This window comes from Endozoicomonas sp. ALE010, from assembly GCF_049310165.1.
Taxonomy (GTDB): domain Bacteria; phylum Pseudomonadota; class Gammaproteobacteria; order Pseudomonadales; family Endozoicomonadaceae; genus Endozoicomonas.
Genome location: NZ_JBLYNV010000005.1, coordinates 38,132 through 52,683, shown reverse-complemented (window position 1 = coordinate 52,683; position 14,552 = coordinate 38,132). Strand labels below are relative to the sequence as shown.

Genomic DNA, 14,552 nt, shown 5'->3' with positions numbered 1-14,552 from the left:
CTGATGGTCTGGCAACTCTTTAGTCCAAGAGGCTTTGCGGGACTTACTATGTTGCTTACACAGGAGATACAACCATCAGACGCAACAGCTTCCGTGATCGTCGCCCAGTAAAGGCTCCGATTAATGAAAATATCCGTGCAAAAGAGGTCCGCCTCATTGGGGCCGACGGAGAACAGGTCGGTGTAGTTGATATACAAGATGCGTTAAGCATGGCTGTGGAAGCGGGGCTGGATCTGGTTGAGATCAATGCGACCAGTGAGCCACCGGTCTGTAAGATCCTGGATTATGGTAAGCACCAGTACGAATCGAAAAAGCAGAAGGCTGCGGCCAAGAAAAAGCAGACTTTGATCCAGGTGAAAGAAATCAAGTTTCGCCCGGGTACCGAAGAAGGGGATTATCAGGTAAAACTGCGCAACCTGGTACGTTTCCTTACTGAGGGCAACAAGGCGAAGGTCTCCCTTCGTTTTCGTGGTCGTGAGATGGCTCACCAGGAGCTGGGCATGGAACTGATGAAACGGGTTGAAAAAGACCTGGAAGAAATCGGAACCGTTGAACAGCATCCGAAAATGGAAGGCCGTCAACTGATCATGGTGATTGCCCCTAAAAAGAAGAAGTAATTAAAAAAACGGCGTTTGGGTTTGGTGTCCGTTGAGGGTATCGGGTCTGGCCGTTTTTTTTAGTGCTTCGTGCCGGTTGAGGGCTTCGGCTTTTGGCGGCAGTATTTTTAATTGTCCCGACGCTGGTTTCGCAGATCAGTGGTCGCGAATGCGGAGTGTTTTTCATGCCAAAGATGAAAACCAACAGTGGAGCCGCGAAGCGTTTCAAGAAAACCGCTTCCGGTTACAAGCGTAAAGGTGCCTTCAAGAGTCACATCCTGACCAAGATGACCACCAAGCGTAAGCGTCAGCTGCGTGGTACCTCACTGGTATCTCCGGCCGATCAGGGTCTCGTTAAGCGTATGCTGCGCGACTAATCGCTTTTTTGATCATTTTACAGGAGAGATAATTCATGGCACGTGTTAAGCGTGGCGTCATTGCGCGCCGTCGTCACAAGAAAGTTCTGAAGCAGGCTAAAGGTTATTACGGTGCACGTTCACGTGTATTCCGCGTAGCCAAGCAGGCAGTTACCAAAGCTGGTCAGTATGCTTACCGCGACCGTCGTCAGCGTAAGCGTCAGTTCCGCGCTCTGTGGATTGCCCGTATCAATGCCGGCGCTCGCATGAATGGCCTGTCTTACAGCCGTTTCATCGCAGGTATGAAGAAAGCGGCTATCGAAATCGACCGTAAGGTTCTGGCTGATCTGGCCGTTCACGACAAGGCGATTTTTGGCCAGCTGGTGGAAAAGGCGAAAGCTGCTCTGGCTTAAGTTTTTATACCGGTTTGTATGAGGGAGACCTGCTTTTGTGGGTCTCCTTTTTTTGTTTGTGATTCATTCAGACTCATTTCCTGTTGGCAGAGAATGAGGCCAGCATTTTTTCCCGAATTTTGCTAAAGTTACCTCTGGTTTTTAAGGTCGCTGATAAGAAGGACCTTGCTCCACCGTCGGATATGGATTCCGAAGTCATCTTTGGTAAGGACGCAAACAACGAAAAAGAAGCAAAGTATGTCAGCATTTTATCAAGAAACCGTGTTAACCGTGAAGCATTGGAATGATACTTTGTTCAGCTTCACCACCACCCGTGACTCATCGCTCAAATTTCATAATGGTCATTTTGTCATGCTGGGCCTTGAAGTGGATGGGAAGCCGTTGATGCGGGCATACAGTATCGCCAGTGCCAACTATGAGGAGCACCTGGAGTTCCTCAGTATCAAGGTGCCTGATGGGCCTCTGACTTCCAGACTTCAGCATTTACAGCCGGGGGATTCCGTGCTGGTCAGTCGCAAGCCGGTGGGCACCCTGGTGGTGGGTGATTTGAAGCCGGCCCAGAATCTGTTCCTGTTTGCCACCGGTACAGGTCTTGCGCCGTTTATGAGCATTATCAAAGACCCTGAAACCTATGAGCGGTTTGAGAAGGTCATACTTGTTCATGGTGTTCGTTACGTCAGTGAACTGGCTTATCATGACTACCTGCTGGATGAATTGCCTCACCATGAATACCTGGGAGAAGAGATTCGTCAGAAGCTGGTCTACTACCCAACCGTTACCCGTGAGCTGTTCAGAAATACCGGTCGACTGACAGATCTGATTACCAGTGGTCGGTTGTGCAATGACCTGGACCTGCCACCACTGAACCCACAAACCGATAAAGCCATGATCTGTGGCAGTCAGGCCATGCTCAATGATACCTGTGATATTCTCGATAACCTCGGCTTTACTGCATCGGCGCATACCGGAGATGTGGCTGATTATGTGATTGAGAGGGCTTTCGTTGAGAAATAATTGTCTGATAGTCATTTTGTCCGGTTAAAAATCCGATTGAGTCTGAAAGTGCCTGTCCTTAATGGTAAGGGCCTGTTGACGTTTCGTTGCGTGCTCAGCGGGACGCGCAGTCTGGCTCAGAAAGGCGTCATCTGCGCGAAAGACTTGTGCAGAGCGTAGTTATTCTACGCCAAGCAAGTCTGACAAAGCAGATGGCGCCTTTCTGAGCCACCCTTCGGGCGTATCAGGGTGCCCCTATGACTTCGTTGCAGCATTTTGAAAGGCAACCAGCCTTCCTCCAATGCTGCGCCTCGTCATAGGAGCGCCCTGATACGCTGAGCACGCAACGAAACGTCAACAGGCCCTGAAATAGCGGTTATCCAGACGGCTATTTTAAAAACCAAAGGATAGGCAGTAATCACACTGCCGCATTTCCCATCCGCTGTTTCCTGCCAATAAATTTCACATTACTTACAACAAGCTGTTATATCTATAGAGCTTAATTACAGAACTACACTAAGAGGGTCTAACTCGAACAAAGAACCGTCATATGGATCCCCAAATTTCACCTGAATGCACTTACGCTGCCTCCGGTTCACATGAACCCCTGCTACCTGAACAACAGTCTGACGATAAAACGACCACTGCATTCTATCCGAAGCGGGCATTGAAGCGGAGTAATGAAGAATGTTGCGTAAGAAAAACAAGCAGCCTGCTCAATCTAAAAGAGATAAAAGATACTCTTCATGCAAGACTTTGCCAGCGCTCAACCAGTAACCAAATGGTATGTGGGGTACGAATACCGTCATCACGACCTCAGCAGAAAGATATATCCCCCCTTCCTGTAGATATATCTATTGAACCAGTAACGCTTAATGATCAGCCCGGAACAACAGGGAAATCCCAAATAACCAAAGACAAAAAATCACAGCCTGAAAAGGAACTGGAAATCGGCAGCCTGAAAATAATAAATAGCCTTGAGGCAATCATAAAAGGAGAAGGCGTATGGGAAAAATTTACACATTCATTGATCAGATGCTGCGCTGACCTGGGTCAAGGGGAAGAAGATGAAGAGTGGCTTAATTATATGAGTGTGAAAATTCAGGCGATTGATGAAAACCCCCAAAAATACTGGAATTATTGCCCCAGAGCATTGCGCTCCATTATCCAGGAGATAATCTACACAACGTTAAAGACACTTCATCGCTATAAAGGATCAATGCCAGACGTAAATCCTGAGCATCTGGAAAGTTTGAATAATGGGATACAGCAGATGTTAAAGAAATATTACCAAAGGTTTGGTGAAGAATCGTTCTTTCAGATTTTAGATCCTGGCACATACATGAAAAGAACCTTGACTCATCCTTCGCAATACAGCGCCATACCTTGGTATCACTATGATGTTATTCCCAAAGCCCTGACCAGGCTACTCGCTCCAACCTCAGCAACGTTAGCATACCTTCCTGTTTTATGGTCACTGAAAAACGAAGTAAAGGCGATAGAAACAGTCCTTGGCTTTGATGCACAAGCCATACAGGAAATGGCCGGGAGAAAAGAACAACAACGGCTTCTTAAGTTGTTCACTCATCGTCCGCTGGGCGCACTCCTCTCGTCAGTCAACTCTATGGAAGGATTTTCAAACTTTGGTAACACCTGCTTTGCCGCCGTTTCGATCTGGCAAATTCTGGTTTCACGCTATATTTCTTTACTTGCAGCTCCCTTACATCCACAGGCGGCTGAGGGTGCCCGCGATACTGCGCTAGATCAAAATGAAGGGTATATATCCCCGGGTCCGGGAAAAAAAGCAATTCCACTGAAAAAACTCACTCCTGAATTATGCCTGACATTGATCAAAAAGGCATCAGACATAAAAGTAAAAAAACAGCTGTTAACTAATGCGCTCAGAAAGTGTCTGGTCACTTTGGAAAACCAGCATTTAAAAAAACAGTACTCGAAAATGCAAAAAACCTATGAGCTGTTGTTAACGTTATGCTCTGCTTGTGCTTCTGATAATATTTTCATGGGCTTTGAAAATTTCCATGAAAATTATGCAGAGTATATAACTACCCGACTCCTGCTGCAGGCAGAAAACAAAAAAAACACAGAGAGTTTGTTCTCTCAAGAACTTGACCAGAATAATGAACTACCGGTTTTACCCCTGAACAAATTACCACCCCAGGATTCAGCTGAGTTTTTAGCACCACTATTAAAATTGGTTATCCCCGCAGAGCAGCTGAAAAAATGTGCATTCAGGGTTTTAACTGAACGGCAGATTATGAGGGACTCCGATATATTAATGATCACTGATGACCCACGGACAACTCCCGTGAACACCTCCGGAGTCTCTCAGATAGAAGATATAGTTCAACCTGACACGTTGATTTATTCCGTCTCGGTTTCTCCTGAGCAGGCTGAAAGAGATGATTGCTCCATTCAAATGCTTCTGGATGATGCGCTTTCCCTGAAAGGTATACCTGACAATGAGCACCAGAAAATAACCATAAATTGTAATAATTTCAGACATGCAATCAATAACCTCCCGGCCGCTCTGTCCAGGGCAAAAGAGACGGGCTCAGGAGACCTCCTGTGGGATGTTCTTCAAGAGCGGCAGGTACTATTGGTGGAAGATGTTCCGGAGGTGATCACGGTTCAGCTAAAGATGCTCTCCGATCCATGTGACCGGGCAAAATTTGCGGAAAAATTAGCCCATGATGTCACTCAGGATTTTCAGTTAACCTGCAGAAAGGCCAGCCCTGACGACTCTCTTCCGCCAGAAGACGTTATCCAAAGCTACAGGATTGTGGCCAAAGTGTTTTATGTTGAGGACAGAGATGTAAGAACACGTCACTACCGGTGTTTGATAAATGGCAGGGACCGATTACCAGAGAATGATGAACAACCGGTGATTGATAAAGTTGTTATGGATGATCAAAGGGTATTCGTCGCACCGCAAAATGAGGAAGACTTATATCAGCTCGGTATTCTCTGTATGTTTACCGCTGAAAAAATCCGCTGTGGCTAAGTAGTTAACCAAATGAAAGCATGTGCCAGCTGCACAACTGGTACTTACATTCCTATAACGATGTCGCAGAACTGGATAAACGTAAAGAGCGAAAGGTTTTAAAACTGGGGGGACAAAGTCGTACAAGCTTTCTGACAGGTCAAAAAAAACACATAATCTCATTTTCAACTATTCTTAAGCATCATTAAGAACAATGACTAAGTATTTTAATCAGGCTAAGTTCCGGGTGATGAATGGACTGGATATAAATGGAACTTTATTGCTTACCTCACTGTTCTTAATGTAGACGACAGTATCAATCCGGAATAGCTTGTCAACAACATTAAAATCTAACTGCTTGTATTGAGGATGTAGATTATGTCAGTTTCATATCACTCGATATGTCAAGCCGATAAACACAATTGTACAGTTTGTCTGAGCACTGTTATACCTTACAGTTTGCCTGTTGAACCAAAAAACATTCACTCCTGGCAAGAAAAAGACGTGTTTATCTTAGCTAAATGCAAACACCTGATGCACATGGATTGTTTTCAGAATTGGCAAGAGCACTGCAAGGATCTGTCAAAACGTGACCCGAGCCTTCCGTTAGTAACTTGTTGTCCTACCTGTAAAACGGAAGTTAGGAAGGAGCCGGAGAACAGGATGGTCTATAGTCTTCTTTGCTTGGACCACTACTGTGATAAAGCCGAAACTCAGGATCCAAAACCTTCGTTTCTGGAAACACCTGTGCAAATAACCCCCCAGAGTTTGGATGCCGTGAGGCCTTCTATGGACAAGGCGTTAAGTGCAAACAACTTTTCCGCAATGTGGCAACTGAAAAGCCGATACGGGATCACACTCAGTGCAGCTCAATTAAAAGAGCTTTTGTGGCAATCACTACCACCATCTTTCCATTGGTATGTAGCACCCTCTGCCCATAATAAAATTCGAATGGCGCTGGATTTAATGACCCATGATGATGCCTCTAAATGGGTTGTTTGTGATTTTCTGAAGGAAGTGTTACAGAAAAAAGGCCAGTCGGAGACGACGGTCAACCTGCTGGTAGGCTCAAAAATGCTTAGTGAAAATGCACTAAAAGAGACTCTGAATTACTTTATTTCAAGAGGCAGATTTCATGATGCAAAAGCCATTAAAGAACAATATAGTGTCTCTATTAATAGTTCGAAATTGGAGGACGAACTGGTTAAAGCTTATGAATCAGGAAAAAGTACCTGCGATCTGGAACGTATCTTGAGCCTATACGATAAAGATAACGAGTATTGCATAGTGACCCTGCGTGAAATTTTAAAAACCGTTGCGACGCAGCCGCAGGATTACTCTCCGGAGCTTCTTGGTCAGAATCGTAGCAATTTTTTTGACAATTATATGAAGTTTATCAACGCGCTGCTGAGCCATGGTGTCAAGGAACAAATGGCTGTTGATGCCGCAATGGCAAAAGCCGTCAGTACTCTTGCTCACAAAGGCTTGAAATGGGCTTACGAATTGAAGACCAGCTACCAGGCAAAGATGGATCCTGCGAAGCTCAGAGTGGCGATGGATAAGGCAGTAGATCTGAACAAACTTTTCCTGCTTGAACTGATAACCCCTTTGTTTGCCAATGGTAAAGATGCCGAGGAGGCGATTATCGGGTCTCTGGAAAGGCTGGCAAGCAAACCCGATCAGTATTTTGGTGATTATCGTGATGCAAAAGAAACCTTGAAAAAACAACTGGAAAAGTTCGATTGTTGGAGTCTGAAAGCTGTCAACACACTCATTAAAAGAGCTGTTGAGAACAATGATTTTTACTGGGCTGAGGAGCTGAACAGAAAATATAATGCCTATCTGGACCCTGAGACACTTAAAAATCATATTCTGAAAGAGGCCGAATATGTAAAAAGAAGAGGACACACCCAACCTGATTATCTTGCCGATTTGATCGCCCCCTTAAAATTAATCGAGCATGATAATCCCGGTTTGCCCAATGCCATTCAAGCGGCTGTTGACCAAATATGTACAATGGAGAGTTTTCCCTTGCAGCAACGTGTCGTCAATGAGCTGATAAAATTCTCGGACAACCTCCCGGGTTAAATTTTGATATGTAATGGTTTAAAAATGGCAGGAATCATGAGCTGTTCCTGCCATATTTAAGTCCCATCTAATAGAAAACTAATATTTATTTTGAGGGAAGTACCATATTTACAGTCTACCTTTGAGGCTTGTGAATACATTATCTGATAACTTTTCTACCGAGAAGCTGTGTGCTTTCATAATTCTGCAATCTGTGTGCACTGTTCAACTTCAGGGATAAGGCTTATGAAAAACAAAACCGAACGTTTGAAAAAGCTAAATCCAAAGTCGGAGATAAACCCCAACCATCCTATAGAGTACTGGCTTCTAAACTGAGGATGTAGATTATGTCAGTTTCATACCTCTCGATATGTCATGCCAGAAAACATGAGTGCTCAGTATGTCTGAACTCCATTACTGATTACCAGCATGCTGATGAAGTACCCAGTCATTCCTGGCGACATAAATATGTATTTATCTTATCGGGATGTAAGCACCTGATGCACAGGGAATGTTCTGATAACTGGGACAGACACTGCCGGGATCTGTCTGATCGAGACCCGAGCCTGCCGTCCGTTCCTACTTGTCCTGCCTGTAAAACGGTAATATCTGATGGTAATCTGGCGAAAAACAAGCTGAATTCTGACTTGCCTCTGGATTGTGAAAAAGCCGAAACCGAGGACCCACAACCATCATTCCTGGAAACACCTGTGAATACTGCCCCCCTGACCCTGGATGCCGTGAGGGTGCTTATGGACGAGGCGGTAAGAAGAAATAACTTTCCTGCAATGTGGCAACTGAAAAGCCGATATGGAATCACACTCAGTGCCGCTCAATTTAAGGACGTTTTATGGCAGATACTGCCACAAACTTTCCATGCGTTTGTAATACCCTCTGCTGAAAATAAAATTCGGATGGCGCTGGATTTAATGACCCATGATGATGCCTCTGAAAGGCTGGTTTCTGATTTTTTGCAGGAAGTATTGAAGAAAAAAGGCTGTCCGGGGGATGTGGTCAACCGACTGGCTGAATCAAAAATACTCAGTGAAAACGTGCAGAAAGAGGCGTTTGACTTCTTTGTTTCAATAGGCAGGTTCGATTATGCACAAGCCATGAAAGAGCAATATGGCATCTCTCTTAATGGTGTGCAATTAAAGGAACAACTGTTTAAAACTTATGAGGCCAAAAAAAACTATCAGTTGCAGCGTATCTTGAGTTTATACGATAAAGATAACAAGTCTTGCCAAGAGATCCTGCGTGAAGTTTTAAAAACCGTTGCGATGCAGCCACAGGATTACTCTCCGAAGCTTTTTGATCGGAGCTATGGCAATTTTTTTGACAATTATATGAGATTTATCAACACGCTGCTGAGTCACGGTGTCAGGGATCAAACTGCCGTCAATGCCGCAATGACGAAAGCCGTCAGTACCCTAGGTTCTCAGGGTTTAGAGTGGGCAGGCCAGTTGAAGACCAATTACCAGGCAACGATAGATTCCGGGAAGCTCGAAGTGGTGATAGACAGAGCACTTGATGAACGCCAGTTTTTTCTGCTTGAACTGATCTTCCCTTTGTTTGCCAGTGATGACTCTGACACGGCGAATAGCAGGCTTCTGGAAAAGCTGGCAAGCAAGCTTGATCCGCGTTTTTACTACATTTATCGTATGGCCAAAAACGCCTGTAAACAACGGCTGGCAAGCAGCGGTTGTACGAGCCAAAAGGCTATCGATACACTCCTGAAAAAAGCGATTGAGAACAAAGATATTCCCTGGGCAAGTGAGCTGAACAGCAAATATAATGCTTATCTGGACATTAAGATGTTTCACTATCACATTTTGGATCAGGTCGATGCTGTAAAAAGGTGTAAACACACCGATCCTTCTTTTCTTGATGATTTGATCACTTCCTTACGCTTTGTCAAAACCGATAATCCCGGTTTGCCCGGTACCATTGAAAGGATGGTTGAACGTATTGGCAAGATGGAGAAATTTCCGTTGCAGCAAAATGTTGTCGATATGCTGAGGAGCTTTTTAGAAGACATTCAAACTTCATTGATGGTAAACAATTAAAACACGGTATTTGTCACTGCTTCAAAGGCACGTTTGGTTTACTATTGAAGGGATCAAGAACTGATGGGAAATCAGGCTGACCTTGCCCGGTTGATGACCCTTGAGCAGGGCAAACCCCTGGCTGAATCAATGGCTGAGGCTTTGGAATATGGCACGGTGGGCATCAATGAAGGCATTATTTCCACAGAGCTGGCACCTTTCGGTGGAGTTAAACAGTCTGGGTTTGGTCGGGAAGGTGGACAGGAAGGTCTGGAAGAGTACCTGGAAACCAAGTGCCTCTGTTTTGGGGGGATTAATTAATATCCGGGTTAAGAAATGAAACTAAACCATAATTTTTTTGTCAGTACTTTATTTAAACGATAAAGTACGGATCCGCCCTATGAATGGAATTGAATCTCCATTGCCCCCTTTTTATCCTCCTCCCGGCTTTAATCTGGAAAACGTCAAAAATGGTGGTTTTTTTTCCTGGGCATTCTGGAACACTCTCTATGCCATTGCTACCCCGGTCAAGACAACGTTTTATGTGGGCTCATTAGCATGGAATAAATTATCCAAAAAGCCTGTTTCCAGTCGTAACGTCAAGCCAGAGAGAGTAGATCTTCAGGTAAATCCAGGTCCGGCCAGGCAGGACCAAATCCAGACAAGGCAGGTTAGAGACGTATCTAATAGGAAGCTGCGCTCTCAACAACCATTGCAAAAAAAGAAAATCGAGCAAGCTGGTCTTGATCACCAGCTTGAGCCTCCTTTGAAAAAACGTCGTATCCACACAGCTGATCCTGACCAGCAAAACCGCCTGGCGATCATTCAAAATGCCGTGGCCAGGCTGGATACGCCTTTAAGGTCCAATTTTAAGAAAAAGATGGATCGGCTTCAAAAGGAGCTGTCACGCGTTGAAAATTCTGAATCCTCGCGGCCGGTCTTGCAAGAAGTTGTCAGAAGCCTGATTCATGATTGTGTCTATCCTGGCAATCTATCGGTGTTGCAAGTACTGGCTGATGAGGGTGTGGGTGTGGTGAAAGAGCTCGGGTTCTATAAATTCGACCCAAGGGTTCCTCCATTGTTACTGAGGCAGGTGCTGGACAACAGTGACGATGAGGCTGTGATGGCGTTTCTGGACATAAATGCCGTAAGAATGATGTACATGGCTGATTCTACCAGTACGCAAACGGTGGAAAAATATTTAACTCACGCTGAGATCAAGGAGGCCGTTCACAGTTTTAACAACAACCCGGAATTCTATAATAGCTATTTTCCATTAAGCAAAAATCCCAATCTGCTATTTTCCCAATGTGCTGCACACTATCTGATAACCGGAATTTTTGCGGTGTTGGGTAACACATTGAGCGACTCCCGGACTGAACAGGATATCAGTCAATCCATCATAACGGATCTCAACTCAGAACGTTTTATAGCAAATCTTTATCAGCTTGAGGTTAACGCTTCACGATATCAACCGCTGATCAAAGAAGAATTGCACCACATGGACGCCGCACAGCGAGAACGATTATTTTTGTGCACCTTTATTCTGGGTCAGAAGCAGATGTTCGGTCTGCTGAAGGAGACGTTGGCAGACTCCTGGCAGGCCATTCTCAATCAGAGATTTAATCAGGGAGCAAACATACTGCACGTTCTGGCTACAGCACTGCCTGACTATTGTGAAGGAGTACACTTTACCTTTCTCAACCGTTATGTGGTCGCCTATGATGACCTGTTCCAGTTGCTGCCCGCCAGAGATCTGGCGAATATGAAGGACGACAGTGGTGCTACTCCCTTGATGCGATTGTATCATCACCACCCGTATCAGGTATCTGACTTACCACTGATCTCACCGGACCAGAACCTTGTCAGAAGTCGGCGCAATAGCCTGCTAAAGCTAACCTCCGGGGAGAGCCTTATTGACTGCATACAAAGCCTGATTGCATTTGGTCACCCAATGAGTGTCGCCTGGTTCAGTGAGTATCTGTACCTTTTTAAGCACCTCTACTACCAACGACCATCCCTGACATTCACTCCGACAGCCTTTCCCATTGGTTCGCCTTTGCCCGAGAGATGCGAGAAGGCAAATTTCCACCACACTCTGGAATCAACGAACGATTTTTTTCAGCGTGTTATCAGCTTTTTGGCAAGTAACACCGATATTTTTTGGAATTTGCAAGCTGAGCTGGAATTAACAATGCTTGTACAGGACTCAGAGCTACCGATTGAATATCTTGCTCAAGTGATCAGAGTTATGATACCGGACATGCAGTACTGTCTCCTTGAGTATCTGACCAGAACACGGGCCGACAGGAAGTCAATGTTTATTAAACGGGGCAGTGCCGATACACCTGAGGAGTCTTACTATCCCTGGCATCTCATTGGTCTTGCACTCGGGGCTGACAGTATCCCAGCGCCCAGGGTGGCTTGCAGCGTCGGCTTTTTGCGTGTAGTTGAAAATTTTGCTGCCAGGCATACGGAAAAAAACATTCCCAGGCTTCCTGAACCCTGGGAAAAACCGTTCTTTGCCAATAGCCACATAACGGTTTACGGGCGCAGCCTGGCTTTTCCCTGTGCAGCAACGCCAAACGGTTATCGGCGTTATAAGTTCCTGAAACAGTTGCCCGGTGGCAGAGAGCCCTGGGGAGATTTTATTCGAGAGCAACCACACCTTGAGTTTTTTCGCCGGCATAAAGCGGAGCTGGGACTGGAAAGTGCACTGCTTAAACCCATGGGAATCTTTCGCCTGACCGATGCCCTGAGTAAGTTGCAGCGGGCCGGTGTTCCTGAGTCAACCCTGGCAATGATTGCGTTTGAACCCGACAACTCCGCTTTTCTCCAGGTATTTGATGACGAAGAAAACAGCGCGCTCTATCACCATTATCCCTACGAGACTGAAGGTGTTGCTGGCCTCGGTGTTGAGGCATCACTCGCTGGGCTCGGACTGTTTGCCAGAGATGCCGGCCGCCTGTGGCGGCAAAACTTGCAGGCACCGGATGCATTATCCATGTTTCATGACACGGTTGAAGGCAGAGCCTGGTCACCGACCCCTTTTTTTAGCAAGCAGCGCTGTCCCGGCAACATGGGCGAGTGGCATCAGGATTATCCAAATATCGCACCAGCCCCCGTAGGAATGAGAGACTGGGCTGATATACGTTCCTTTAATGAACACACCATCGACCTCTTCGTTACCAGGTGTCACGTTGATGTAACCAGTGCCGAGAGTCAGCAACTGCTCAGAATCTCTGAACTCGGGAAAACTTTTTACGGGCTGGCGATCAACTGGCTGAGAGTTCGCCACGACACTGGCCAACTGGATTACACCAATTCAGAGCAGATGAATCAGTTGGCCGGGGAGTTGGTTGCAATTGCCGCAGACTTGTTCGGCACCGCTTTTGGCATGCAACCGGAAGCAATGAAGGAGATAATTCACCAGAAACTACCGGCAGAAACACTGAGAAGGGCAGCACTTGAGTGTGGTTACTGGTGTGACCCTGACGTCCGCTATGTGCAGGACATCAGGAAAAAGCGCTTCCCCAGGTCAGTCTACCCCGATTATACGCATAAAGACTTTATCAAGATGAACCTGACGCCGACTCCCAACAACCTTACCCGTAAGGGTATATGGCGTTCATCAGGAGCGAAATCGCCAAACCTTGGTGCGAACAGCGCGCCCCTCCCTCTGGTTCATCTGGATTCTTTATTCTGGTTTGCCATACTGACAGGTTGGCGATATCACTAGTAATCTTTAACCGTTGGTCAGGTTCTATTTTGCCCTAATAAACTAATCACTGTTCCATAGCCATAAACAGCTTTTTCTATATTGGCACCCCTGGAAATCAGTTTCTCGACAAACGAAAAGTATGTTGAATCGGCTTTTGGTAGCATGGCAATATGGCATAAAGCGGTCATGCCCAGTGAGTCCTGAGCATTAACGTCGAGTTGAGGACAATTTAATAAAGATTCAATGACTGGTTTGTAGGGGTTGCAATAATCACCGGATTCATTCTCATCAAGATATTTGCTGTAGCAATCAATGGCTATTTGAAGGGGTGTTTTATTTTCCAGACCAAGCGCATTGACATCTTGCTTTTTTATTAAAAAGTCGATAATCCATTGACTTCTTTGTTTAATGGAATAAATCAGTGGTGTTTCTCCACTAATACGCAGTTCATTGATATTGAAGTCTGCACGATTCGTCAATGCTTCCAGTAGTGCTTGTTCATTGTATTTGATAAGTGTCTTTAACAGGTTTTCTTTCAGGCTAATGCTTTGAAGTGTTTCTAACCTTAATTGTATCTTTTTACGAAGCTGGCATCGCTGTGCAACTCCTGGGATTTCATGTTTGCTTTCATTTAGCCTGGAAATTAATGTAATTAACCGGTAAACAGACATACCAAAAACCTCATTTTTTAGAAGTGAGAGTTTCGGTGTATTATTTAAGCTCCACACATCATATATCACCATGGCAAGTCGTGGTCCTTTGCTTAAGATACATGAGAAGAGTTCACAATGTCTGATACTTTTGTCGGGGTGAAAATATTTCGATAATATATTCAATATGTGGGTTGAATTGTAAACATCCAAATCATGATCCATTTTTAATAAACCGGTTAACAGAAATCTGAATGCTATTTTTTCATTATGAGTTATATCACGTCTATCATTGTGCCTGGCAATAATGGATTCCATGAACTTCCCGATATCTGATAATGTTTTGAAGGGGCCTGTATCCCAGAGGGACATTTGTATATCTATTGAATGAATTTTGTTAATGTTTTTACAGAACTCCAGGGCATGGCTATTTAGTTTCTCAAGAAAGTAATCGGTTTGAGCCAGAATTGGCAATACATGGATCAGTTCAATATTCCTCTGATTAATGGGAATGCTGTGATTATCTTCACTGAAGCGGGTAGGGCTTTGCTGGTAAATTTTCAGCATTTCATGTTTTAAATTAGGCGGCAGTGCGTTTCCGGTGCTTTCCTGAAAAACAACATTATGATCAGTGCTAAACAGGTAATTGGTAATATGATTACTTTGCGGGATATTCATGACTGCTTCCTTACCGTGAAGCCTGTGTTTAT

The 14,552-nt window shown here is 45.0% G+C and carries 9 protein-coding genes and 1 pseudogene; 9 read left to right on the top strand and 1 reads right to left on the bottom strand.

All coding sequences use genetic code 11. The annotated features are described in order from the left end of the window. Window positions 1–74 precede the first annotated feature (74 nt). The 9 genes and pseudogenes from infC (at window position 75) to ACO6UY_RS03940 (ending at window position 13,210) form a co-directional block, all read left to right on the top strand. On the top strand, window positions 75–617 hold the full coding sequence (infC, locus tag ACO6UY_RS03980; RefSeq protein WP_257284275.1) for a translation initiation factor IF-3: 543 nt from the start codon (window positions 75–77) through the stop codon (window positions 615–617). 164 nt (window positions 618–781) lie between these two features. Beyond that, window positions 782–973, top strand: coding sequence for a 50S ribosomal protein L35 (gene rpmI, locus ACO6UY_RS03975; protein ID WP_066018013.1), 192 nt, complete (start codon window positions 782–784; stop codon window positions 971–973). A 35-nt stretch (window positions 974–1,008) separates the two neighbouring features. Further along, window positions 1,009–1,365 (top strand): 50S ribosomal protein L20, encoded by a 357-nt coding sequence (gene rplT, locus ACO6UY_RS03970; protein ID WP_066018014.1) that lies wholly within the window; start codon window positions 1,009–1,011, stop codon window positions 1,363–1,365. A gap of 237 nt (window positions 1,366–1,602) precedes the next feature. Next, complete coding sequence (locus ACO6UY_RS03965; RefSeq protein ID WP_422450504.1) at window positions 1,603–2,379, top strand: ferredoxin--NADP reductase; 777 nt, start codon at window positions 1,603–1,605, stop codon at window positions 2,377–2,379. A gap of 1,072 nt (window positions 2,380–3,451) precedes the next feature. Continuing rightward, on the top strand, window positions 3,452–5,380 hold the full coding sequence (locus ACO6UY_RS03960) for a hypothetical protein (RefSeq protein WP_422489127.1): 1,929 nt from the start codon (window positions 3,452–3,454) through the stop codon (window positions 5,378–5,380). A gap of 642 nt (window positions 5,381–6,022) precedes the next feature. Then, window positions 6,023–7,447, top strand: coding sequence for a hypothetical protein (locus ACO6UY_RS03955; protein ID WP_422450506.1), 1,425 nt, complete (start codon window positions 6,023–6,025; stop codon window positions 7,445–7,447). 731 nt (window positions 7,448–8,178) lie between these two features. Next, on the top strand, window positions 8,179–9,492 hold the full coding sequence (locus ACO6UY_RS03950; protein ID WP_422489125.1) for a hypothetical protein: 1,314 nt from the start codon (window positions 8,179–8,181) through the stop codon (window positions 9,490–9,492). A gap of 129 nt (window positions 9,493–9,621) precedes the next feature. Continuing rightward, a pseudogene (locus ACO6UY_RS03945) lies at window positions 9,622–9,792 on the top strand (aldehyde dehydrogenase family protein); the annotation flags it as partial. A 79-nt stretch (window positions 9,793–9,871) separates the two neighbouring features. Next, on the top strand, window positions 9,872–13,210 hold the full coding sequence (locus ACO6UY_RS03940; protein ID WP_422489123.1) for a hypothetical protein: 3,339 nt from the start codon (window positions 9,872–9,874) through the stop codon (window positions 13,208–13,210). A gap of 17 nt (window positions 13,211–13,227) precedes the next feature. Here the strand turns inward: ACO6UY_RS03940 and ACO6UY_RS03935 are convergent, their stop codons facing one another. Continuing rightward, the gene (locus ACO6UY_RS03935; RefSeq protein ID WP_422450509.1) at window positions 13,228–14,520 is read right to left on the bottom strand and encodes a hypothetical protein; all 1,293 of its coding nucleotides are present in this window, start codon (window positions 14,518–14,520) and stop codon (window positions 13,228–13,230) included. Window positions 14,521–14,552 lie beyond the last annotated feature (32 nt).